Origin of the sequence: Bacillus sp. es.034, assembly GCF_002563655.1 — a bacterium.
Classification (GTDB): Bacteria; Bacillota; Bacilli; order Bacillales; family Bacillaceae_B; genus Rossellomorea.
The window spans coordinates 1,022,758-1,047,034 of the sequence record NZ_PDIY01000001.1 but is presented as its reverse complement, the minus strand read 5'-3'; the positions used below and the strand labels follow the sequence as shown (position 1 = coordinate 1,047,034).

The window sequence follows — 24,277 nt, the reverse complement described above, 5'->3', positions numbered from 1 at the left end:
AAGTTCAAACATCAATTACTAGATATAATACCAAAAAAAGACACTTTTTGATAGAGTTATTTTAAAATTTTTCCAAAAAATAAGTATAAAATACCTATTACAGTTTGTTGTAATTTGTCGATAGAATAGAAGTAAGGTTCTGAATAATGGCAAAATCACCGAAAGGTGATGACGCAAAGCTATAGGGGCTAACCAAGCCAGCCAGCTACCAAACCAGGAGGGATTGTATTTGTCGTTTTTAACTCCAGAAGAAATGTATAAGAGAAAGAAAAACAGAAAGACATTATTATATGTAGGATTATTTTTATTCACGATCCTCCTTATAACCGGTACTACACTACTTACGTACCAAATGTAAAAGCGTCCATTCGACGCTTTTTTCATTTAATTTCAGAATTCGTTCTACAATTTATGGAAAAGTTCGATGATTTTCGATAGAATAAGAGGTGGAATTTATACAAGCTGGAGGCCATCATTATATGCATAGAGAAGTCAGATTATTCAAAGGTTTAACCCAACCAACCACCTTCTTTTATCAGTTGAAGGAAATGGAAGTCATTAAAGGCTATAGGAAAAATGTGTTTTTCCTTTTTTTATTTTCCGTTGTCATATTCGGTCTCATTTCTTCATTTGGAATCGGAATGGACCCTCTTTCAAAAGAAATGACGAAACTGTCTCCGACTACTTATGAATTAGAAAAATTCCTCTTTTTTTCAGGTAGATTATTAGCAGGACTTCTATATGCTTCGATTGTCCTCTTTTTTTCTTCGTTAATTTTCTGGACCATCTCGGACGAAGGGGAATACCGTAAATTGGTTATGACCCAAGGAGTCGTCCTATTGATTTTATTAGTGGAAAAACTGACCTATATCCCACTCTCCTTATTCTTTTCACTGGAGTGGTACTCATCTCCACTCTCACTAGGCGTCATCATTCAATATATTACATCCAAACCTTATGTCATCTACTTATTGGGGAGCTTCTCCCTTTTTAAAGTCTGGGTATTCTATATTCAATACAAAGGAATTAAACGTTTAACCAATCAAAAAAACTGGATCATCTGGCTGGTCATTCTTTTAATGAATTTATTCTTATGGGCTCTAAATGCGTTATTAGCTTTTTTAAATATATCGACCCTAATTTAACTTTCTAAAGGCTGTGATACATAATGAAGAAAAGAACCATATTTTATAGCACATTGACGTTCTCTCTATTGTTTATTGGTACAAACACCTATTTGATCGAAAAAGCAAATAGCAAGGTGGACCGTGAAGTGCATGTGGACAACTGGGAAGTCAGCAGAAAAGATGACTTGGTCAAAGAGCTCCCCAAGCCCGGTGTCGTTACAGCCGAAGATGAGAGCTACATCTATTTTAACGACGAATTTGGATCCTTCAAGAAATTCTTAGTGAAGGAAGGCGATCAGGTTACGAACGGAACACCCCTTTACGAATATGAAGTAACCGATCAAACACAACAAAAAAGTGTATTAGAATCCGAAGTGGAAAAACTGGAGGATGAGATTGATAGTATTGAAGATACCATCAGTGACTTAAAAAGCCTTGAATCATCACTCCCGTTCGTGTCATCCGATGAAAAGGAAATTCCCATTGCGGCAAGCGCACTTCAGTCCGAAGTAGAATTAAAAAAAGAAATCGCTGCAAAAGAACTTGAAGTGGAACGAAACCAGAGTCAAATTGATAATCTGGAACGGCAGATTTCGGATATTGACTCGTATGAAACGACCTTGACCTTTCAAAGCAGCGTGGATGGGACGATCAAACATCTCTCACATAAGTTAGACAATCCTTTAATCACGATTGCTTCAGAGTCGACCATCGTTACGACCGATCTTACAGAGAAAGAAATCATAACAGTAAAAGAAAACATGAATGCCACCGTTCAATCGGATGTGGAGAAAGCAACCCTGAAAGGTATCGTCACAAAGGTTTCGACCCTTCCCAAAAACGATCCACACCTGCAAACGGACAGTATGTATCCTGTCGAGGTAAAGATTCAGGATGGTGAAAATAACCTTCTTCCTGGCCATCATGTGTTTTTATCCATCATTACTGAGAATACAAATGGATCCATTGTGCTTCCTGTTACAGCCATTGAAAAAGACGGTACAGGAAAATTCGTCTGGCTCCTTACAAAGAACGGAACCGTTGAAAAAAGAAAAGTCAAAACAGGGCTCGAGGTGGGTGGTCAGCAGCAAATTGTAACAGGCGTCAAAGCCGGTGAATATTACATTGTGTATCCTGATGACATCACAGCATTAAAGCATGGGACTCCATTCATAACAGGGATTGATTGGAACAGGATCAATGTGAACGGGCTAAAAAAATTGGACCGTGCAACTGTATTAGAAAACCTTTTGGTCGGAATATTAGAGCGGAAGTAGCATTCTGCCGAAACATTATTTTAGGCGATTCGTTTAACTGACGAGTCGCTTTTTTTAATTCATTGATCTCTTTATACATACTCCTCCCCGACCAACAAATACTATGCCTACACTAAAGAAAAGGAGCTCAAATCCACCATGAAAACACTCAAACACCTCACCATTCTCCTAACACTCCTAACCCTCACCCTCCCCGCCGCCTCCACAACTGCCGCCCCACCATCCCACAAAAACGTCATCCTCATGATCATGGACGGCACCAACTCCGACATCCTCACCCTGTCCCGCTGGTATCGAGGGACGGACCTCAAGCTCGATACGATTCTCAGAGGCGGCGTCCGGACCTATTCCGCCCAGTCCGCCATCACCGATTCCGCTGCAGCAGGTTCAGCCATGGCGACAGGTGTGAAGACGAAGGCCGATTATATAGGGATGAACCCCAAAGGACGTCCCGTCTTGACCGTCCTCGAAGGCGCCAAACTGTCCGGCTACAACACCGGCATCGTGTCCACCTCCCCCATCCAGCATGCCACCCCTGCTGCGTTCACCTCCCATGTTTTGAACCGGGATGAATTCGGGGATATCGGTGAACAGCAGGTGTACCAAGGTTTGGACGTTGTGTTAGGCGGTGGTGCTGCATGGTTGAAGCCGCAATCCAAGGACCACACAAAAGACGACGACGGCATGCTGAAAACAAAACAGGTCAGCCGTGAAGACGGAGAAAACCTTTTAAAAAAAATCCACTCTTCAGGATATGAGCTGGTTCTTAAGAGGGACGGACTTCTAAGAGGGACGTCATCACCCAAGCTGTGGGGAGTGTTCGCAGATGAAGACATCTCTTATGAACTGGACCGTCCTCAGCTGAATCCAGATGAGCCTTCCCTTGCAGAGATGACCCGCGCAGCCATTGACAGGCTTTCACAAAGTGAAAAAGGATTCTTCCTCATGGTCGAAGGCAGCAAGGTGGACTGGGCCGCTCATAAGAACGATCCAGTCGGGATGGTCAGTGAGGTATTGAGTTTTGACGATGCAGTCAGTGAAGCCCTTGATTTTGCCCGGAAAGACGGGAACACCATGGTGGTTGCAGTGACAGATCACGGAAACAGCGGACTGACACTTGGGAATCACGGGACAAACAGAGATTATAAAAGTCTGCCTGCCGATCGATTCATCAAACCTTTAAAGAAAGCCAGGCTTACCGTCAAGGGGGCCACCTCCCAGCTGAAGAAGGATCGATCGAATTTAAAAGAGGTTCTTTCAAACTATGGGTTGAGTAAACTAAGCGAGAAGGAATTTGGCGCAATGGAAGCCGCAAAGAGCGTTGACGAACTTGAAAATAAGATGGTGAAACTGATGGCGAAGCGGGCAAATCTCGGCTTCACCACACACGGCCATACCGGCGAAGACGTCTTTTTATATTCATATGGACCAGATAAGCCGGTCGGACTAATCGAAAACACCGACATTCCACAGGTGATTTCTACTTATTTGGGATTTTCACTGGGGACCAGTCCGCTCGCATCATGGTATGTGGATGGGGTGAAATATTACCGGGATGGGGGTTATGAGGTGTCGGTTGAGGGACGGACCTCTAAAAACCCGGTGATGGTGGTGAAGCGTGATGATTTGGTGCTCCGCTTTCCCGAAAATAAGGATTTTTATTGGAGAAATGATGAAAAAGTGGGGTTGAAGAGCGTGAATGTGTATGATGGGGAGACGTTTTATGTGCATGTGGAGGAGTAGGGTGGGGATTGAGTAGGTTTTGAAGGGGAATCTTCACACCTTATATTAACGACTTCCAAAATATAGACCGTCCCCTCCATTGCCGTGTCAGCCACCAATCCACCCCCCCAACCACATCATTCGACAAACCCCACACCCCCTTTTCACCACTTGCCCCACCCCCATGTTCCTTTTCCCCCTCCTTTTGCGTTATAATAAAAGAATGCGATTTTATAGATTGGAGAGGTTGGTTGATGTCGATTCGTATTCAGGAGTTGAAGGATAAGTTACTTCCCATGAGTCAGTCGATACAGGGTGAGCTGGACCCGAATCAGGACGAGAGCAAGAACGTCGTGTCGAAGGGCCTTCTTTTGTTCCGTCAGAATCTGGTTTCGAACGTAAAGGTCCGGGATGATGAAGTGTCGGCGGAGGTTCAGGATGTGACGCCTGTCACCTTAGAGCTGAATTTATTATTCCCCCTGTTAAGCAAGTGCTCGTGTCCACAGGATAAATGGTGCCGGCATCAAATGGCGACCTTTTTTATGCTCTATAACAAAGTTGGACGGGTCAGTGAGTGGATCCAGAATTGGCGGAGTCAATCACAGCCTGCCAGTCAGGAAGCACAGTCACTGGATGATTTAATGAAAAAGCACGGTGCCTTAAAGAAAGCAAGCGATCTATTGAACGAACGGAAAACACGCGGGAACACCCCTGAGGAATGGTGGCAGTTCTTTGACTCCCTCCTTAAAAAAGAAGACCTGGAGTTACTTGAAAGACAGCCCTATTTAATGGACGTCCTCGTGCAGAATATCACGAAGCGATTTATGAAGGAAGCGCCGTTCGAACGGGAATGGAAGCCCCTCTATCAGCTGTTTGCGACCTTTTATCTTTCGATTGAAATCGACCTTTTTCTACAAAAACGGAATGTCGAACTGAGCCGTGAGCAGTACAGCATGTATGATTTCCTGTTAGGTGAAATGGAAGATGCTGTAGAGAAACTCTCGATCCATGCCATGCCGTTCAGCTTCGATCCGTATATTGCTTTTTTGAAAAAGCAAACCATCGAGATGAGTGATTCAACGGAGAACAGTACGATGATGAAGGCCGAGGTGTACCGCTTTCTATGGTACTACTTGTTCAAGCAGAAGTCGTGGCGCCGTGAAGAAGTGACGCGCTTGGAGGAACAAGACAAGCAGGATCCGACCTTTTACAACGTCGCCCTTATCCACCAATATCTCCTCCTCGAGGATTTGAATAAAGCAAGTGAAGTCGTCGATGAACTTGGAACAGAACTTGTCGCTTACAGTGAATTCTGGCTCCGTAAATTTTTCGTTGGAAAGCGGTACGAAGTCGGCTTCTTCCTGGTCCGGAATATCCTGTCGAGGATGCCGGATCATCTCGAGACTCTTGATTATTATGAAGCGACCCGGTTCGTCCGCTGGTTCGTGCGGATTCTGCCGATGGATTGGCTCATGGAGAAGGACAGCATGCTAGTGAACGAGCTGCTCCTCTCCATGCTTCCGTACAGCTTTTTCTCATACAACGAATATCTCATCACGGCGAGAGCTTACCGTGAATGGGTCGAACTGCAGAAATATATGAACTACAGCATCGGGGAAATGGAAGGCATGGGTCTCCGTGACGTGACGAAGGAAGCACCCGAGCTCGCCCTTCCCATCTATTACGCCGGCGTCATCACAGCCATCGACCAGAAGAACCGCGACAGCTACAAGCTTGCGGTCCGTTATATGAAGAAGATCCGGACGATTTATAAAAAAACGAAAAAAACCGATAAGTGGGATGTCTATCTCACCTATATTCTGGAGAAATATAGGCGTTTACGCGCGTTCCAAGAAGAGTGCAGAAAGGGTAAGTTAATCGATGCTTAAACTGTCTTCCGTCAAAATCAATGTCCATACAACTGAATATGAAGACCGTTTCTTCATCACTGCGGAAAACGACGAAGGCGAACTCCTTCCCCCAAAAGAATGGAAGGGGCAGCTGTTTCTTTGGCATGAAGAAAGCTACTATGGGACCCTGCTCGAGGAAGCTGAGGGCGGAATCCCTGTCACCAAGTGGCAGTTCCTGACCCTTCTTGCCGGCGAGCACTTCAGCGGCATGATCCAGTGGGACTGGGATGAAACCGGCCAGGCATGCATTGCGATTGCCCCGGTCATCTATGAGGCCGTCGAAGCCGGACGCTGGCTGCCGCGCTTTGAAGAATGGCAGGAAAAAGGACTGCAGTTTCACATTCCCGATGAAGTATGGTCAAATTTCAACGACGAATTCTGGGAAGAAGAGCTTCCCGATGGAGGTCCGTCCCTCAAGAATTTAACCGAATCCTGGTTTCAGGGTGCGTTGAATGAGGCGATGGCGTCGGGTGGCTCGAGTGCGATGAAAAGGATCCAGAAGCTGAAGGAAAGTACGCTGACGTCTGAAGAGCTGGATGCGTATTTTGATGAAAGACGATGGAGTGAATGGATCGCCGGGGCTGATGAGGAGCTGCCGTTTTCCATCGGGCTCCGGATCACGGAACCCCTTGATGAAGATGAATCCTGGGAACTTGAAACGATTTTACGGGACCGCAAGAAACAGAACCGGATCATATCCCTTGCTGAAGACACGGTCCCCCCTTCCTGGAAAAAACATCTCCCGGACGTATCGGAAGAGCAGGAACGCTGGATGAAGATGCTGCCGATCCTCCGCGATACGGATGGCTCCCTCCGCACGGCTCTTGGTGAGCATGATGCCTGGGATTTCTTATCCGTCTTAAGTGAGAAGCTCATCGATCTCGATATTGAGATCCTCCTCCCATCCTGGTGGGAAGCGATGAAGGATGCCCAGGTACTCGTGAAAGCAAAGCTGAAAAACACGGACACGAGCTATCGTAAATCCTTCGTGGGTCTCAACGCCATGCTCGATTTCGACTGGCGTCTCTCCATGAACGGCGTCAATCTTTCAGAGGATGACTTCAATCAGCTCGTAGATGATCAACGCCGCTTGGTGAAGATTCGCGGTCAATGGATGAAGCTCGACCCTGCCATGATTCGCCGGATTCAACAGATGATGACGAAAGCTAAACAGGAAGGAATCTCGATCCAGGATATGCTCGAACAGGAGCTTGTCCCCCGTGACGAGGATGAGTCGGACGTGGATCCAGACGACGATGAGCATGATCCTTATCAATACGCCAGGATCCAGCTCGAACTCAACCGTTCCATGAAAAAAATGGTTCATCAGCTGACGAATGTGTCATCGATTCCGCTTACAGAAACGCCTGATAGTTTTATCGGTGAGCTCCGTCCCTATCAGCAGCTTGGGATGAGCTGGATGCTCTTTTTGCGGAAGTTTGGCTTTGGCGCCTGTCTTGCCGATGACATGGGACTCGGAAAAACAGTGCAGCTCATCACGTATCTGCAACATGTGAGGGATACCGAAAAACCGGAAACCCCTTCCCTGATCGTTGCCCCTACCTCCGTTCTCGGAAACTGGCAGCGTGAGTTGGAGAAGTTTGCTCCGGACTTGAAGGTTCATCTACATTACGGTCCTACCCGTGCGAAGGGTGATGGTTTTGCTAGTGCGATCAAGGATGTCGATGTGGTGCTCACCTCTTACGGCTTGTCCCATATCGATTATGACGAGCTATCACTCGTCGAATGGACATCGATTTCCCTTGATGAAGCCCAGAATATCAAGAACGCGAATACGAAACAGTCCCGTGCGATCCGAAAGCTGAGCGGCAAGCATCATATTGCTCTCACCGGAACCCCGATGGAGAATCGTCTGTCGGAACTGTGGTCGATCTTTGATTTCCTGAACCACGGCTATCTCGGTGGGTTCACCCAGTACCAAAAAAATTACATCGCTCCCATAGAAAAAGACGAGAACGAAGAAAAAGTCAAAGAGCTTCAGGCCAAAATCAAGCCATTCTTACTGCGTCGTACGAAGAAAGATCCTGAAGTCGAATTGAACCTGCCTGAAAAACTCGAGCAGAAAGAATATTGTCACCTGACTGCCGAGCAGGCGGCCTTGTATGAGCAACTCGTGAAAGACACGCTCACTAAAATCGAAACACTGAGCGGATTTGAGCGCAAAGGATTGATTCTGCAAATGCTCAACCAGCTGAAGCAGCTCTGTAACCACCCGGCTCTGTATTTAAAAGAACCGGATCCGAAGTCGATCCTATCCCGCTCTGAAAAAATGCAGAAACTGAAGGACATCGTGGAAACCGCCCTCGAATCCGGCGAAGCCTGCCTGATCTTCACCCAGTATATCTCAATGGGCGAGATGATCCAGGACGTGATGAAGGAAGAGTTCGATGTGAATGTCCCGTTCCTGAACGGAAGCACGGCTAAAGGAAAACGGGATGAACTCGTCGAGAAATTCCAAAACGGGGACTTCCCTGTCTTTCTTCTATCACTGAAAGCCGGCGGTACCGGTCTGAACCTGACCGCTGCCAATCACGTCGTCCACTACGACCGCTGGTGGAACCCTGCCGTCGAGAACCAGGCCACCGACCGTGCTTATCGGATCGGCCAGAAACGTTTCGTCCATGTGCACAAGCTGGTATCATCCGGCACCCTTGAAGAAAAAATCGATGCCATGCTCATGAAAAAGCAGGCTCTGAACGACGAAATCATCCGCAGTGACCAGTGGGTGACAGAATTGTCGGATCAGGATTTGGAATCGTTGTTGGTGTTGGAATAGAATTTTGCCTCTTTCCTTTTTTGGGAAAGGGGTTTTTTTTTGGGAAATTGATTGGTGTTTGGTTTTTTCAAAAAAAGGGGTGGACAAATCAGATGTGTTTTACAAATATAATTGGATTTAAATTTTGAAAAGGGGGCACCAACAATATCGATTCTCGTTTACAAACAAAAAACACCAGCCTCCCCTCAAGGAAACCGGCTCAATATGAAGACAAATAGGGGAATATTTCACTTACTTATCACTACACATGTTTATATCTAATGAGGCAAATCAGGGGCATCGTGCGGGTAACCATTGGACTTTGAGACATAACTTATAGGTTGGTTGGATTGACACTTATGGAAAGAGATCTGGGTGAGGGTTATAAAAAATTAAGATGAGGTTTTCAAAACCGGGTTCGGATATTCGTATCCTTGTTCAAGGGCGGTTACCCGTTGAGATAAGTAGAAGTTTTCGACATTGACTCGTGCTACCTTTTTTATGAGATCTTCCGTCATTTTTTCCAGTCGGTCGATTCTTTGTTCAAGTTCTTGCAGTGTGGCCACAACTCCATCTCCCTTTAAAATATTAGAACGGCAATTCGATTGGTTCTTTCTTGCTCGGTTCAGGTGTCACCGGGGACGCCTGCTTACTGTCCAGGAACCGGATGTTTTCAGCGACGACTTCGGTGATATACGTGCGCTTTCCTTGATCATTTTCGAAGTAACGTGTTTGGATGCGGCCCGTCACCCCGACGACGGAACCCTTCCTGCAGTATTTCTCCGTATTATCCGCTGCACGGTTCCAAATCGTACAGAGTACAAAGTCGGCATCAACTTGGCCTTGCTGGTTCTTATAAGGCCGGTTCACGGCAATCGTCACACTGAGTACTGATTTTCCTTCCATCGTTTTTCTCGCTTCTGGATCTTTTGTCAGCCTTCCCACCAGGGTCACTTGGTTGATCACTTGGGTTCATTTCTCCTTTCTGTTAAGGTGTACTCATCTTACCTCCTATGTGGGAAACTTGTAAAATCGTGAATTTCCGAAATTCGAGGCAAAAACGGCTTGAATTTCGGAAATTCGCCTAGGGAGATTTTCCCCTTTTTCATCAAAATCATGGTCAAAAACACAAAATTGCATCTTTCGTCATTTTTTTCATCGCCAAATGTATTAGGGAAACAATTCCCCCCTGTGATATAATTTGATAAAACCTTTAAATGGGAGATGTTCGTTCATGAAAACCTTTAAAGTGATTTCCCTTCAAGTAGTGGAGGACGAGGTACTGCATGACTTTGAGCTTGTGGACGGTCTAATCATCAATAAAGAAGACGGTCAGAAGACATGGCTTGTCGAAACGTATATGTCAAATGAATACATCGAATTTTTCCAGAAGGCCCAGCAAAGTAAAGAAGACTTGGAAATCCAGGTCGTGATTTCCCATGCTGCCAATGATCCGGCTGCCTTCATGACATCCATCCGTTGCATCAAAGAAATGGATAAACATATCAGCATTATGTTTGAAGGAAAATTGAAGAAACAGCGGAATGAATATGCGGAGATTCTGCTTGATGACTTGGTGCAGAAAGGGTACTCCGGGGATGAACTCGTTCGGGAGTTCCGTGAGAAGATGGTGTCTAAGCCAAGGATTCCGTCAACGGCAAAACCAAGTGTTTAATTATACGAAATTATGTAAACTTTATATAGAGCATGAATTAGCTGTTTGCTATAATTGAATTATCAGCTATTATTCATTAAATATTATTACATGAAGTTCTTAGGCAGGTGTGCTCATTGATTGGAGAAAGAGTAAAAAAGTATAGACAAGAAAAAAGAATGTCCATGACAGAATTGGCTGAGAAAGCCGGAGTCGCCAAGTCATATTTAAGTTCTATCGAGCGTAATCTTCAACAAAACCCATCCATTCAATTCCTGGAGAAAGTTTCAACTGCACTGGGGATTCCATTGGATGCTCTACTTTATGACCAACCGGAGGATCAAAATATAGATCACGAATGGTTAAAAATTGCTGAAGAAGCGATGGATTCAGGCATTACGAAAGAACAGTTCCGTGAATTCATCGAATTTAACAAGTGGAAACTAGACAATAAATGAGGTCCTGCTCCAACAAGCAGGACCTCATTTATTTACATGACCTTGTATCCTTCTTTTGTTTGCGGGGACTGACTATGGAGAAACTCTCTGATTTCTGTTAAAGGTATCCCTGCCTCCAACGCCTGTTTAATTAAATCAACCCATTCCCTATCCAGTTCACGTTTCGCCAAAATGATCCCCTCCTAAAATACTGTAACGTATTTCAGGCAGTCCAGCCATCGTAGTTATAAATACGTCACCCAATAAATAAGCGGATTTATAAACCTTAGATCTGTGACTTTGCGTCCCTACTTTTCAATAGGTTTGCCTTTGTCTGACATTTAATAACTAAACCTATTATACTAATAAAACATTTCAATCCGTGCTGTTTTTTGTCTTTTCTGATAATAATATATACCCTATTTTTTTACAAATACACCTATTATTTTACATTTACAAGATACTGCATACAAAAATTATTGTAATAAATTTTAATACTTAGATGAATGTGTCGAAACTTGTAGGATAACTTACTTATTATTTTTATAGAAATCAATCTTTTTCTCCAAAGGCAAAACCTTTTGAGTGATATTTTTATATATTATTGCTTTATAGAAGCTAGATTGTGTTAAATCGTATCCACATGAAGGGCATATCCATTGTCCGGTTTCTGAACTGCTAAATGATGGACGCGTACAACGAGAACATACTTTTTTGAACAAATTGTTTAACTCCTTCCTCCATTTGAATTATATATGTTCATTTTTAAGAACGTATTCTCCATTAGTATAATCGCTTTCTAAATAAGTCTAAAGTCTTATAATACGTCTTATTTTCGTTAAAAAGATGATAGTTTGTTCTTTATATTGAATTTTCTTTCAATTTCTTAGTCTTCCTCTATTTATTATTTATCTTTTGTTCTATATAATGAACTTAATAGAAATGGAAAGGACTGTGATAAATGGTAGGTGAGAAAATTAAAGAATTCAGGGAGAAAAAGGGTATGACCATTATTGAGCTTTCCAATCAGTCTGGGATTTCAAAATCATATATTAGTTCGATTGAAAGGGGTATACAGGAAAATCCCAGTATACAGATTCTTGATAAGCTATCCATTGCCCTCGGAGTAGCATTGAATCAGATTCTTGAATGCAACCCGAATATTGACGAAGAGTGGATTCGATTGGTAAAGATGGCTATTAAAGAGGGTATGACTAAACAAGATTTTTTAGAATACATTCAATTTTTTCAATTTAAGAAGAGAAATACAGATAGAGTTTAGCTAGACTTTTCATGAATAAAGCGCAGAAGCTAAATTGCCTCTGCGCCATTCATTACTCGTCCTTATTATCCTTATCCTTCATATCCACATCATCTTCTACAGCGTCTTCTTCAGGCGTATTGTTATCCTTCGCTGCATCTTTGTCGCCTTGCTTGTTCTTGTCTTCTGACTCAGGGTAGTTCTCTTCATTCATGTCCCCGTTGTCGTTCATATCGTTATTCTCATCCATGTTGTCGTTTTCTTCCACTGGTGCTTCGTCTTCCGGAGGAGGCTCCTGGTTGGCGTTACATCCTACAAGAAGGAAAGCGGCAAGTGCAGATCCACCAAGGACCGATAGTAACTTTTTGCTCATGATGTATGACTCCTTTCTATGTTGGTTAATGTAAGACCGTTACGTTGGTCTTTCGTTAGCTTTCCCTGAAAATGAATTAACTTGCATATGGAATCAATTTTTCGAGGTAAAAAAAGCCAGGTTTGACGTGAAGTGAATCACACCAAACCCGGCTTTTTCATACGGCTACTCTTGCTTATCCCCAAGAGCAAACATCATCTCTAACTCACAAGCAACTTCACCATTAACGGTTGCAACACCTTTTCCTTTACCGATCGGTCCTTTAAAGCGGATCATCTCCACTTCAAGTCTCAGCTGATCACCAGGCTTCACCTGACGCTTGAAACGGCACTTGTCAATGCCCGTGAAGAACGCCAGACGTCCACGGTTATCCTCGACCTTCAGCATCGCCACAGCCCCTACCTGAGCCAGCGCCTCGACAATCAACACACCCGGCATCACAGGGTAATCAGGAAAGTGACCATTGAAGAACTCCTCATTCGCCGTCACATTCTTGATTCCTACTGCCTTCTTACCTTCCTCCACCTCTAAAATCCGATCCACCAGCAAAAACGGATAACGATGGGGAATAATCTCTTTAATCTCATTAATATCAAGCATGCATGATTCCTCCTACCAATATGTATGTACACCTTATTGTACAGAAACCGGGGTTGGAATAGCAACAGGGTGGGAGGGACGGACCTCGAAAATCGGCACGATTCTTCAAGGGAATCGCTTTATACCAACGTTCTTTATGTGAAAAGGGAGCAAATTCAAGGTCCGTCCCTCCCGGTTCCACATCGCAACTGCTACATTCAAAAAAAGGGACGGACCTCGAATCACAAGCTCCATCCTCAACGAAACCCTGTTATATCAAGGTTCACTGTCGCAAAAGCTAACGATTTCGAGGTCCGTCCCTCAAAAATTATTCTCAAAAATTATTTTTTCACCACGATATCAATAATATGCTGCCAGGTTTCTGCTTTGAAGACGTCTGCTGCGTTGCCGTTGCCGATGCCTGCGAAGCCGATGACGGCACCGAGGACAAGGCTTCCTGCAAGAAGAAGGATGAACAGAAGGATTCTGAGCCAGATGGGAAGCATGCGAACACGAACCCATCGTGATGGCTTGGTTTCGTCCTTTTGCTTTGCCTTTTTTTCTGTTTTTACTGATTCTCTTGTCACTTTTTCTTGCAGTAGCTCTTTTTCACTCATAGCATTTAACTCCTTTTAGCGTATCCCATTTACAAGGCCCATCATTTGATCTGCAAGGGAGATCGATCGCGCCTGGAATTGATATGATCGTTGGACACTCAGCATGTCCGTCATTTCTTTACTGATATCCACGTTCGATCCTTCTAACGAACTCTGAACCATGGAAATATCCGTTCGTGCTCCACCCGTGACGTTGGTCACCACTTCATCTTCTGTGACGCCCAGTTCATCCAAGTTATCCGCAAAACCTAACAGGTTCCCGCCATATTGCTGAAGAAATTGAGATTTTTCAACGGTCACAACGCCGAGGTTAAACCGCTCTTCTCCTCCACCGGCACCTATAACGGTCAGAACCCCGTTATCACCGAGCTGAAAGGAAGAGGCATCCTCAGAAAACGTAATATAGTTATCATTCTCATCCAGGACCGGCAGCCCGCTTCCATTCACGAGCATCATTTCCCCGTTCCCGGTAGGACTCGCAGAGAATGCTCCGTCCCTCGTGTAGCGTACGGCACTCGAGTCCTCATCAGCCGCCAGCACCTTGAAGAACTGACGGTCGCTGGTCAACGCAAAGTCCAGAGAGCGGCCTGTGGCTTTCAACGACCCCTGATTCAGGATCAGCTGCGCCTGTGAAAGCTTGGCACCGTTCCCTTCCCGGACTCCAAGAGGGGTAAGCCTGCCTGTTTCGAATTTGTCTACACTCTGATTTTTCACCTGCTGCACAAGCATCTCGGAGAAGGTTGCATCCCGGCGCTTGTACCCGTTTGTATCTGCGTTCGAAAGATTGTGACCAATCATATCCATTTGTTTCTGCAATTGGCCTAATGTGTTGGTTGCTGTAATCATCGTCCGATTCATGACACGTTCTCCCCTATTATAAGGTATTCAGTGACGAAATTCATTTACAATACTTGCTATCCGTTGACCCTGCCGATTTCGTTGGCTGCCTTTTCCATACTCCGGTCATACGCCTGAAGCACTTTCTGATTGGCTTCGAATGCCCGGTACGCCGACATCATGTCGGTCATCGTCCGGGAGGTATCCACATTGGATCGCTCCAGAAAGCCCTGCTTGGCGGCAAAAGAAACATTATCCTCTTCATAGGCATCAGGTAGAGCGGCATTGCCTTCTGTGGCAAACAGCCCTTCTCCCTGCTTGACTAACAGGTTCGGGTTATCCGAGTAACCTACTCCCAATGTAGCGACAGCATTTCCATCCACGACAATCTGACCGTTTTCACTAATCGTGAACTGATCGCTTTCCAGTTGAATCCGGTCACCATTTTCATCCAGCATATAAAAGCCGCTGTTCGTGGTGAGGAAACCGTTGCCGTTCACCGTCAGATTTCCGTTTCGCGTATAGCGGGGACTGCCATCGGGTCCTTCCACCGTCAGGAACACCGATCCACGGATCTCCGTTTCTTCATCGACAGGCATGGAACCATCCAGAAGCGCCACATCCAAGCCTCGGCCCGTTTCCTGAAGGTCACCCTGAACAAAGGAAGGAATTGTTTCCTGCATATACACACCTGTATTGAGTGCCCCCACCCTTTGATTAAAAGGAAGCGACAGCTTTTTCTCAGTCGGGATCGATGTGGAATCCATCCGGTCCATCAGCATTTCAGGAAATGCCCTCATCGAAGCCTGATCCGCTTTATAGCCCGGTGTATTGGCATTCGACATATTGTTTGTCAGCATCTCGGTCTTCCGCTGCTGAGAAAGCATGCCGGATGCTACTGTATAAAATCCTCGAAACATCTACTTTCACCTCTTAACCGTTATATCGGATCAATGGCGCAGTGGTTTTACCCGATTCTTCTTCTGGAAATCTTATCGATGTTCTCAAGCATCAATCCCGTTCCGATGGCTACGCAATCCATCGGGTTCTCCGCGATCAATACCGGAACTTTCAATTCTTCTGCAAGAAGCGTATCCATTCCGTGAAGAAGGGCTCCCCCACCTGTTAAAATAACTCCGCGATCAATGATGTCCGCTGACAATTCCGGTGGAGTTTTTTCAAGGACATTTTTCGCAGCCTGAACGATGACCGCTACTGACTCACGAAGAGCCCCTTCAATTTCCTTAGACGTCACAGTGATCGTCCGTGGAAGTCCTGAGACCATATCGCGTCCGCGGATGCTCATTTCCTTGCGATCTTCATCAAGTGTTTCAGAGAATACAGTCCCAATGTTCACCTTGATATCCTCAGCCGTACGCTCCCCGATCAGAAGCTTGTACTCTTTTTTAATATAATTCAGAATTTCGTGGTCAAATTTGTCCCCGGCCATCTTGATGGACTGACTCGTTACGATATCACCCATGGAAAGCACCGCTACATCCGTCGTTCCTCCACCGATATCCACGACCATGTTTCCAGTCGGATTGAAGATATCCATGCCGGCACCGATTGCCGCCACTTTAGGCTCTTCTTCCAGATAAATCTTCTTCCCGCCACTCTTTTCAGCCGCTTCCCTGATCGCCTTCTGCTCAACGCTCGTGATGTTCGTCGGGCAGCAGATCAAAATGCGCGGTTTCGAAAGGAATCCTTTTACATTCAATTTATTGATGAAATGCTTCAGCATCGCTTCTGTGACATCAAAGTCTGCAATGACTCCGTCTTTCAGCGGACGTGTCGCCACAATGTTTCCAGGAGTACGTCCGACCATGCGGCGCGCTTCCTCTCCGACAGCCAGCACCTTACCCGTATTCTTATCCAGTGCCACAACCGATGGCTCATTCAAGACAATCCCTTTTCCTTTAACATGAATCAATACATTAGCCGTACCAAGGTCAATCCCAATATCTTTCGCGAACATCTTGTGTTTCTCCCTTCTACTTTTACAATTTCATTATTGCATTTCATCTATGGTTTTCATCTTAATGTCATTACGCAAAAACGTTAAGGTAAAACTTTCACCTAATTAACTATTTTACCATAAATATGTCGAATGGCGATGTTCTTTGTCAAAAAAATGTATTGATATTGTTAATATTTTGGGAAAATGTAGGTGTTTTGGAGGGGGATGTTACAGGAGTGTTAAGTTGGGTTGTTGGTGGGGGATGTTGGGCGTTCAGCTGCTGAACAGACATGCCTCCCCAAAACGCAAAAACACACCAAGCACAACCCATCATTCTGGGGCTTGGCGTATTTTGGTTAGCTGTGGAGCTCTTCTTTTTTGTACTTTTGCTTGGTTGCCTCTCCACCTCGTAGATGCCGGATTGATTTATGGTAATCAAGTATGGTCTTGACTTCATTTGCGAGATCCGGATTGATTTCTGGCAGTCGTTCTGTTAAATCTTTATGGACAGTACTTTTGGACACGCCAAACTCCTTCGCAATTACACGAACAGTTTTTTTCGTCTCCACGATATACTTACCAATCTTGATTGTTCTCTCTTTGATGTAATCGTGCACACCACTCGACCTCCCTAAATTGGATGTGAGAAGTGTGAAATGAGACTCGCTTTCGCATCAATGAAATAGTACAGACCCCTTGCACATGGGCAAGCGGCAGAAAGCCTTATTTAGGACGGCAGCTTCCTGATGTTACAACGTATAAACAACTTATTCAGCTAATGACCAATAGTAAAATGACGATTCCTCACCTCAAACACTCTCTGTTTTGATAGGTTTGTTTCATTTTATTAGCTTGTGCCCACATATATGCACAAAAAACACAATAAGGACAAGGTTTCGCTTGAATTTTCTGAAAAATTAGCGTGAGGGACGGACCTTCACATGGATAAGCGAATGAAAATGTGTGACAAGATAAATGATCCGATGCCATTCGACATCAATTGTATGGTTTCCCCTTCCCTCACTATTTCCTGAGAAATGAGTCGATGAATCTGTGAACATGTCTGATTTTCTTTACAAACAGGAAAAAGCCGTACAGGGATTCCCCCATGATACGGCTTCCATCCATCACCCTTTAAAATCCACCTCATCATCCACCCAGACTTCCCCGTCCTTAAAGGTCATCTGTTCCGGATATCGGAGATCCAATACCTCTTCCTGGATTTTCTGTGAAGGAGCTTTCGTCATGAGGGACACGACGATATTGGCAATGGCCGCTGATGCTGCGCCGAAGACACCCGCTCCTGTATCAATGATTCCGAACAGGGTCACGCCTGATCGCGCCAGGAAGATGTAGGTGAGGGTCACGGCGAGCCCCACAAGCATCCCTGCGATCACCCCCTGGGCATTGGAGCGCTTCCACCAGACTCCCAGTAAGAGGGCCGGGAAGAACGTCCCTGACGCCAGGGCGAAGGCCCAGGCGACGATTTGCGTAATGACCCCTGGAGGATTCAGTGCCACCACTCCGGCGAGGACAGTAGCCACGACGATCGACCAGCGTGCAACAGCCAGGCGATTCCGCTCTGTCGCATTCGGCTTGAATACGCGGTAGTAAATATCATGTGCAAAAGAAGACGAAATGGCGATCATCAATCCGCCTGCCGTCGATAACGCCGCTGCCATGGCACCTGCCGCCACGAGCCCGATGACGAATACGCCAAGGTTCGCGATCTCCGGTGTCGCCATGACGACGATATCATTCGAGATGATGATTTCCTTCCATTGCAGGATTCCGTCCCCATTCGCATCAGCCACCTGCAGTTTCCCGGTATCCACCCATGAGGTCGTCCAGGCAGGGAGATCGCTGATTTTGCTTCCCGCTACTTTTGTCATTAAAATAAACCGGGAGAATGCCGAATAAGCCGGCGCAGATAGATAAAGAAGTCCGATGAAAAGGAGTGCCCACGCACCTGACCAGCGTGCCGCCTTCATCGTGGACACGGTATAGAACCGGACGATGACATGGGGAAGTCCGGCGGTACCCGCCATCAGTGTGAACATGAGGGCCATGAACTGCCACTTCGTCCCGTTTGTAAAAGGAGCGAAGTATTCCGACACACCGAGCTCCCGGTCGAGTTCCCCGATCTTCCCGACCAGCTCACCGTACGATATCCACGGGGCAGGGTTCCCCGTGATTTGAAGGGACATAAAGATGACCGGGATCAAGTACGCAATGATCAAGACGATGTACTGAGCGACCTGGGTCCACGTGATCCCCTTCATGCCTCCGAACGCAGCGTAAAAGGCAATGAGGACGACCCCGATCATCGTACCGACCTTGGCATCGATTTCGAATAGACGCCCGATGACCACACCAGATCCCGACAGCTGACCGATGGAGTACGTAAAGCTGATGATGATCGTACAGATGGCGGCGATGACCCGGGCCGTATGACTGTTATACCGGTCCCCGATGAATTCCGGCACCGTATACCGTCCATATTTCCTGAGCTGTGGTGCAAGCAGGAAGGTCAATAATAAATATCCTCCTGTCCACCCCATGATATAGGCAAGGCCGTCATAACCGAGGATCATGACAGTACCGGCCAGTCCAATAAATGATGCCGCACTCATCCAGTCGGCCCCGATCGCCATCCCGTTAAAGATCGGCGGCACCCCGCGGCCGGCTACATAGAAGTCCGATGTTGCCTTCGCTTTGTTATAAACCGCTATTCCGATATATAATGCAAACGTCAACAGTATGATAGACGTCGATACAATAAACTGAGTATTCATTCATTCTTTCCCCCTAGTTCTTCTCTATTTGATTAATGATCAAGCGTTTTCCCGTAGCTAATCTGCTCATTCCGGCTTTCATCCAGTCCATATTTCTTATCGATCCCGTCACTCACCTTCGCATTCACGTAAAGCAAAACAATGAAAACGATGATCGAACCTTGTGCGCCCATGAAATAATGGAACGGAAATCCGTTAATGGTGAAGGTGGAGAAGCTTTCGGCAAACAGCACGATACCAAAGGAGGAAAGAAGCCAGATGACTAAATACAGTGCCATGTATCGATTTTTTTCTTTAAAATACTGATCGGCTTTCGCTCTATCAATCTTCTTCATGTACGTAACCCCTTTTCAAGCTCATTATTTTAAACTGAAAATAAATTTCACTGTTTCAAAAAACGGCACCGGGACAATGGCAATCTGCACGATAAAATAAATGAATAAAGACACGAATGGTATGGTCAGAAAGAATGCCCGCTTCTTCCTCAGGGCAAGGATGATGCACCCTCCTGTGATGAGTAAAAATAGCATGAAGTAAATCAACGTTTCACCTCCTGTTTTGAAAAGACTTAATTTTCCGAAATTTTATTCATGCCATCATTATCTTTACTGGAAAAAGCCTGGTCAATAAAGAAAAAATGACAACAACGCAACATATGTTCATCATTCATTTTTCTAAAATAAGGATATTGAAGAAAATGTATATATTGAATAGGAGAATGATAATGGAAAAGCTTTACCAGTAAACTTTCCATCCTGTCGAATTTCCAAGGAAATTTTTTTGGACAAGCAAAAAGACTGACCGGTAATTCGGTCAGCCCTCATTTATAGGTGTTACTCTTCTTCTTTTACGTCAGCGTTGTCTTTGCTTTCTTGTTTCGGCTTTGCCTGGTCCTGCTTTTCTTCAGTAGACTTGTTTTCTTCAGCTGCGTCTTTTTCTTCCGTAGCTTTGTCTTCAGTAGCTTTGTTTTCGCTAGCTTGGTCTTCTACGGCATTTTCTTCAGCCGCTGCTGCATCCGGCTGTTCACCTGAAACTTTCTTGTCTTCAAGCTGTGCTTCTTGAAGAGTGGCAAGAGACTTATTGAAGTATTCCATTGGATTCACGGCTACATCCGCTTTACGGATTTCAAAGTGTACGTGAACGCCGGCTTCTTCATTGAATAAGCTCTTTCCTGCTTTCGCAATGGCTTGTCCTTGATCAACTACATCTCCAACCGCGACTTCAAAATCTTTCACTGATTGATAGCGAGTCACGATGCCTTTGCTGTGCTCGATTTCAATCGTGTTACCAAGTAAGGAATCTTCCTGAACCTTTGTGACTGTACCGCTCATGGCAGCCAGTACATCAAATTCTTTTCCATCTTTTGAGATGTCGACTCCTTGGTTCGGGTAGTACATGTTTCCATACACGACTAGGGCAGCTTCCTGTTCTTCCGCTGAAGCTTCAGTGTCGTAGAATTGTTTTTCGATCACTGTATCTTCAGGGCTTGAAACAGGCATTACAAAGTTTTCCAATGAACGATTGACTTCTTCTGCAGGCTGGTTGAACTCATTGTCAGTAGGAACTCCATCATAGCTGTAATCCTTGGCTTTCTCGTTTACATCATTTCCTGCCTGGTACCACAGAATCCCCGTGATAATGATTGCTGCACTTGCTAAATAGATTGCTGGGTATGCCCAACGTCTTTTCAAAAAGTTTTGAGAAGGTTGTTTCTTTTCTTCCTCTCTCATTTTCATCACCTCAGCAATCATTCTGAACAGAATTCAGAAAATATATACACATTGGCAAAAAAATTTTAATTTCTTATGTTTCGACAAAGTGGGGAGGAATATGTATGGTTGTGGAATTTTCCTCCAAAAAATGTGGCAAACTTCGAAACTATTGAGTGATGATAACGAAATCCCGGTCCCCCATGGTACAATACTATAAACTGAAAGGACGGATCCGATATGAAGAAGTTACTTAAATATGTGCTGACGGCTGCGCCTTTTCTTTATATGATCCTGATTTGGGTCATGTCGAGCAATCCTGATGATGCCGTGCTGCGGTTACCTGATGATGGGATGGACCGTTTCATTAAGGAATCACTCCACTTGGTTGAGTTCGGGATTTTATATGCATTGTTTGTCGTCGCACTGCTCGCACACGGAAGGCTTCGGTTCACATTGAATTTCATGGTCGCACTGATAGCTATTTTTTATGGATTCATAGATGAGATCCATCAATCCTTCGTGCCGTACCGGTCTTCCACGATGATTGATGCCGCCAAGGATTTGATTGGGGTCACCGTCCTATTTTGGATCGTGAACCGCACGTATTTCCGAAATCCGGATCACAGGTTGACGAGGGCGATGAAGAGGTTTGAAGCATATGTAAAAAAGGATTGAGTCCGGTCGCCATGACCATACTCAATCCTTTTTCTTATCTTTGTGCCGTCACCTTTTGCAGGAGTTTGCTCGATTCCGTTATTTTGACGTCTTTATAATAATGGGTCACGATATCTTTATAATTCTTGCCTTCCTTCGCCATCCCGTTTGCCCCGTACTGGCTCATCCCGACTCCATGGCCGAAACCTTTTGTGGCAATGACGATGTGGTCATCCTTCAGGTACCAGGTGAAGTCTGAGGATCTGAGGCCCAATTTATCCCTGATCTCACGCCCTGTGAATTCTTTCCCATTGATTTCTACCTTCGCCACCCTTTTGCCTTCGGTCCTTGATGTGATCGTCCCCACCGACCCGTCCTTAGGCAGTGTGACACCGAGCTTCTTTTTGAATTCATTGATCGGAATGATCTTTTGATCTTCAAACTTGGGTGATGCTTTGTCCCAAGGACTTTCTACACTCCGTAAATACGGGATATCATCTGTCCAATACGCCTCTGAGTTTTCCGTATAGCCGTTACTTGTCGAGAAGAATGCGGCCGTAATCGGCTTATCATCATATGTGAGAACTTTCCCCTTTGTTTCCAGGACCGCTTCTGAAATCTTCTTGATTTTCCAGTCATAGTCTGAGCCCCATAGGGTGGCCAGTTCCTTTTGGTTTTTATACACCTGATGGGATACCGTATCCGTCACATCGGCTCCCTTCGGCACAGAAGGATCATCTGACATAAGCTGATTCACCATATAGGTCCTTGCTGCAAGGGCCTGTGCCTTCAATGCTTCCTTTTCAAAATCCGCCGGCATTTCCCCCGCCACTACCCCTACGACATACTGCTCAAGGGGAAGTTTTTCGATGAGATCCTGACCGGATCGATACACCGACACCTCGACTGAGTCTGCCAATTCTTCAACGGATGGTGTATTTTTCAATTTTTCGTCCAGGTTTGCCGTGTCCTTGTCTGATGAAAATGGGAGTACCAGCAGAGTGGGTACAAGAAAGATGATGCTGATAAAGATTGAGAAGATGATCACTACGGGTTTCAACTGCTTCATGTTCGCGGCCTCCAATGAAAGATTAAATAGGAGAATGTCCTAGCACACTTCTCCACTCTCTTTCATATGTATGGTAGTGGACAAGCAATTATGATTGTGAATTGGGAGAGTTTGAGGGTTGGGAGTGATAGTGTGCGAGGGGATGGGTTTTTGAAAACAAAAAAGGCAAGCCCTCCAAAAAGAGCTCACCTTTTCCACTATCTATTTACGCATCCTTAATCATGTCTTGCTGCTCAGAAACAGGTGTTTCTTCGACTTCCTTCACACGCTCGATATCGGCTCCAAGGCCTGCTAGCTTCTGATGGAAGTTCACATATCCACGATCTAAATGCTTCAGTTCTGTTACGCGAGTATAACCGTCTGCCACTAGACCAGCGATGGAAAGTGCCGCTGCAGCACGAAGATCCGTTGCAGCCACTTCTGCCCCTTGAAGAGGTGTTGGTCCGTTCATGATGACAGAGCGTCCTTCGATCTTGATGTCTGCTCCCATGCGACGGAATTCTTCCGCATGCATGAAACGATTTTCAAATACGGTTTCCGTGATGACGCTGGTACCGTCAGCTGCCAGAAGCAATGCCATCATTTGAGATTGCATATCTGTCGGGAAACCTGGATGAGGCATCGTTTTGATATCGACGGATTTCAGTTTCTCCGGTCCAATGACACGAAGACCTTCTTCTTCATCGATGATCGTAACGCCCATCTCTTCCATCTTCGCCACTAATGAAGATAAATGTTCCGGAATCGCACCTTTTACAAGGACATTACCTTGAGTGATCGCAGCTGCCACCATGAAGGTTCCTGCTTCGATACGGTCAGGGATGATGCTGTGCTCGACACCGTATAGACGGTCTACACCTTCGATACGGATCGTGCCGGTTCCTGCACCTACCACGCTTCCTCCCATTTTGTTCAGGAAGTTGGCTAAGTCGACGATTTCAGGTTCTTTTGCTACGTTCTCAAGGATGGTTGTTCCTTCTGCAAGAACGGCTGCCATCATGATGTTTTCTGTTGCCCCAACGCTTGGGAAGTCCAGATACACCTTGGCACCCTTCAATCTTCCGTCTACTTCCGCTTCGATGAAACCATTTCCTACCTTCACTTTGGCTCCCATTGCCTCGAAGCCCTTTAAGTGTTGGTCAATCGGTCTTGATCCAATCGCACAGCCTCCAGGAAGAGCGACACGCGCTTTACCCGTACGGCCTAAGAGTGAACCCATTACAAGAACGGATGCACGCATTTTACGCACATATTCGAACGGTGCTTCAATAAACAACTCTCTAGATGCATTCACGATGACTTCACCATTGTTAAACTCTACATCTGTATTTAAATGACGTAATACTTCATTGATCGTATATACATCGGAGAGTGGTGGTACATTTGTAATTTTACTTTTTCCTTCACTTGCTAATAATGTAGCAGCGATGACTGGTAAAACGGCATTCTTTGCTCCTTCAACTTGCACTGTACCGCTTAAACGCTGACCGCCGCGGACGATAATTTTTTCCAAGAGT

The 24,277-nt window shown here is 45.4% G+C and carries 25 protein-coding genes and 2 riboswitches; of the genes, 9 read left to right on the top strand and 16 right to left on the bottom strand.

The genetic code is table 11. The annotated features are described in order from the left end of the window. The first annotated feature begins 138 nt into the window (after nt 1-138). Nucleotides 139-213: riboswitch (cyclic di-GMP riboswitch) on the top strand. Between the two features lie 266 nt (nt 214-479). The 5 genes from ATG71_RS05485 to ATG71_RS05465 all read left to right on the top strand — a co-directional run bounded on the left by ATG71_RS05485 (nt 480) and on the right by ATG71_RS05465 (nt 8,833). Continuing rightward, nucleotides 480-1,145 carry a hypothetical protein gene (locus tag ATG71_RS05485; protein WP_098438752.1) on the top strand — a complete coding sequence of 222 codons (666 nt, stop codon included), beginning with the start codon at nt 480-482 and terminating at the stop codon, nt 1,143-1,145. Nucleotides 1,146-1,168: 23 nt separating this feature from the next. After that, complete coding sequence (locus ATG71_RS05480; RefSeq protein WP_142953454.1) at nt 1,169-2,404, top strand: efflux RND transporter periplasmic adaptor subunit; 1,236 nt, start codon at nt 1,169-1,171, stop codon at nt 2,402-2,404. Nucleotides 2,405-2,542: 138 nt separating this feature from the next. Next, entirely contained in the window at nt 2,543-4,147 is a 1,605-nt protein-coding gene (locus ATG71_RS05475; protein ID WP_098438750.1) for an alkaline phosphatase, read from the top strand. A gap of 233 nt (nt 4,148-4,380) precedes the next feature. After that, a complete protein-coding gene (locus tag ATG71_RS05470) occupies nt 4,381-6,015 on the top strand; it encodes a hypothetical protein (protein ID WP_098438749.1) in 1,635 nt (544 codons plus the stop codon). Next, nucleotides 6,008-8,833: a DEAD/DEAH box helicase gene (locus tag ATG71_RS05465; protein WP_098438748.1), complete on the top strand. Its 2,826-nt coding sequence runs from the start codon at nt 6,008-6,010 to the stop codon at nt 8,831-8,833. The genes ATG71_RS05470 and ATG71_RS05465 overlap by 8 nt, the downstream gene beginning before the upstream one ends. 371 nt (nt 8,834-9,204) lie before the next feature. Here the strand turns inward: ATG71_RS05465 and ATG71_RS23290 are convergent, their stop codons facing one another. Together ATG71_RS23290 and ATG71_RS05460 are read right to left on the bottom strand one after the other, a co-directional pair. Continuing rightward, nucleotides 9,205-9,378 (bottom strand): hypothetical protein, encoded by a 174-nt coding sequence (locus tag ATG71_RS23290; protein WP_179886458.1) that lies wholly within the window; start codon nt 9,376-9,378, stop codon nt 9,205-9,207. 22 nt (nt 9,379-9,400) lie between these two features. Further along, the gene (locus tag ATG71_RS05460) at nt 9,401-9,778 is read right to left on the bottom strand and encodes a single-stranded DNA-binding protein (protein ID WP_098438747.1); all 378 of its coding nucleotides are present in this window, start codon (nt 9,776-9,778) and stop codon (nt 9,401-9,403) included. 268 nt (nt 9,779-10,046) lie between these two features. Here ATG71_RS05460 and ATG71_RS05455 point away from each other — a divergent pair, with 268 nt between their 5' ends. Next, nucleotides 10,047-10,487, top strand: a complete 441-nt coding sequence (locus tag ATG71_RS05455) for a YwpF-like family protein (protein WP_098438746.1) — start codon at nt 10,047-10,049, stop codon at nt 10,485-10,487. 116 nt (nt 10,488-10,603) lie between these two features. Then, nucleotides 10,604-10,924, top strand: a complete 321-nt coding sequence (locus tag ATG71_RS05450; RefSeq protein WP_098438745.1) for a helix-turn-helix domain-containing protein — start codon at nt 10,604-10,606, stop codon at nt 10,922-10,924. Between the two features lie 32 nt (nt 10,925-10,956). Here ATG71_RS05450 and ATG71_RS05445 read toward each other — a convergent pair whose 3' ends face one another. Further along, a complete protein-coding gene (locus ATG71_RS05445) occupies nt 10,957-11,094 on the bottom strand; it encodes an anti-repressor SinI family protein (protein ID WP_483295298.1) in 138 nt (45 codons plus the stop codon). A 32-nt stretch (nt 11,095-11,126) separates the two neighbouring features. Further along, nucleotides 11,127-11,242, bottom strand: a riboswitch (cyclic di-GMP riboswitch). A 622-nt stretch (nt 11,243-11,864) separates the two neighbouring features. On the opposite strand from ATG71_RS05445, the gene ATG71_RS05440 reads away from it, so the two are divergent. Beyond that, the gene (locus tag ATG71_RS05440) at nt 11,865-12,185 is read left to right on the top strand and encodes a helix-turn-helix domain-containing protein (protein ID WP_098438743.1); all 321 of its coding nucleotides are present in this window, start codon (nt 11,865-11,867) and stop codon (nt 12,183-12,185) included. 52 nt (nt 12,186-12,237) lie between these two features. Here the strand turns inward: ATG71_RS05440 and ATG71_RS05435 are convergent, their stop codons facing one another. From ATG71_RS05435 to spoIIQ, 11 genes are all read right to left on the bottom strand, one after another. After that, on the bottom strand, nt 12,238-12,537 hold the full coding sequence (locus ATG71_RS05435; protein WP_098438742.1) for a hypothetical protein: 300 nt from the start codon (nt 12,535-12,537) through the stop codon (nt 12,238-12,240). Nucleotides 12,538-12,702: 165 nt separating this feature from the next. Continuing rightward, entirely contained in the window at nt 12,703-13,137 is a 435-nt protein-coding gene (gene fabZ, locus ATG71_RS05430) for a 3-hydroxyacyl-ACP dehydratase FabZ (protein ID WP_098438741.1), read from the bottom strand. Between the two features lie 320 nt (nt 13,138-13,457). Next, entirely contained in the window at nt 13,458-13,733 is a 276-nt protein-coding gene (locus ATG71_RS05425) for a DNA-directed RNA polymerase subunit beta (RefSeq protein WP_034765204.1), read from the bottom strand. 15 nt (nt 13,734-13,748) lie between these two features. Beyond that, complete coding sequence (locus ATG71_RS05420) at nt 13,749-14,591, bottom strand: flagellar hook-basal body protein (RefSeq protein WP_098438740.1); 843 nt, start codon at nt 14,589-14,591, stop codon at nt 13,749-13,751. A gap of 56 nt (nt 14,592-14,647) precedes the next feature. Then, nucleotides 14,648-15,490, bottom strand: coding sequence for a flagellar hook-basal body protein (locus tag ATG71_RS05415; protein ID WP_098438739.1), 843 nt, complete (start codon nt 15,488-15,490; stop codon nt 14,648-14,650). A gap of 47 nt (nt 15,491-15,537) precedes the next feature. Continuing rightward, the gene (gene mreB, locus ATG71_RS05410) at nt 15,538-16,548 is read right to left on the bottom strand and encodes a rod shape-determining protein (protein ID WP_098438738.1); all 1,011 of its coding nucleotides are present in this window, start codon (nt 16,546-16,548) and stop codon (nt 15,538-15,540) included. Nucleotides 16,549-16,886: 338 nt separating this feature from the next. Then, nucleotides 16,887-17,147 (bottom strand): sporulation transcriptional regulator SpoIIID, encoded by a 261-nt coding sequence (gene spoIIID, locus ATG71_RS05405; RefSeq protein WP_034765200.1) that lies wholly within the window; start codon nt 17,145-17,147, stop codon nt 16,887-16,889. A gap of 510 nt (nt 17,148-17,657) precedes the next feature. After that, nucleotides 17,658-19,325: a sodium:solute symporter family protein gene (locus ATG71_RS05400; RefSeq protein ID WP_098438737.1), complete on the bottom strand. Its 1,668-nt coding sequence runs from the start codon at nt 19,323-19,325 to the stop codon at nt 17,658-17,660. 32 nt (nt 19,326-19,357) lie between these two features. Continuing rightward, complete coding sequence (locus ATG71_RS05395) at nt 19,358-19,660, bottom strand: DUF4212 domain-containing protein (RefSeq protein WP_098438736.1); 303 nt, start codon at nt 19,658-19,660, stop codon at nt 19,358-19,360. Nucleotides 19,661-19,684: 24 nt separating this feature from the next. Next, the gene (locus ATG71_RS05390) at nt 19,685-19,867 is read right to left on the bottom strand and encodes a hypothetical protein (protein WP_061808920.1); all 183 of its coding nucleotides are present in this window, start codon (nt 19,865-19,867) and stop codon (nt 19,685-19,687) included. Nucleotides 19,868-20,158: 291 nt separating this feature from the next. Beyond that, nucleotides 20,159-21,055, bottom strand: a complete 897-nt coding sequence (gene spoIIQ, locus ATG71_RS05385) for a stage II sporulation protein SpoIIQ (protein WP_098438735.1) — start codon at nt 21,053-21,055, stop codon at nt 20,159-20,161. 219 nt (nt 21,056-21,274) lie between these two features. On the opposite strand from spoIIQ, the gene ATG71_RS05380 reads away from it, so the two are divergent. Beyond that, a complete protein-coding gene (locus tag ATG71_RS05380) occupies nt 21,275-21,712 on the top strand; it encodes a VanZ family protein (protein ID WP_098438734.1) in 438 nt (145 codons plus the stop codon). 34 nt (nt 21,713-21,746) lie between these two features. Here ATG71_RS05380 and spoIID read toward each other — a convergent pair whose 3' ends face one another. Beyond that, on the bottom strand, nt 21,747-22,760 hold the full coding sequence (gene spoIID, locus ATG71_RS05375) for a stage II sporulation protein D (RefSeq protein WP_098438733.1): 1,014 nt from the start codon (nt 22,758-22,760) through the stop codon (nt 21,747-21,749). A 205-nt stretch (nt 22,761-22,965) separates the two neighbouring features. After that, entirely contained in the window at nt 22,966-24,273 is a 1,308-nt protein-coding gene (gene murA, locus ATG71_RS05370) for a UDP-N-acetylglucosamine 1-carboxyvinyltransferase (RefSeq protein WP_098438732.1), read from the bottom strand. Between the last annotated feature and the right edge of the window lie 4 nt (nt 24,274-24,277).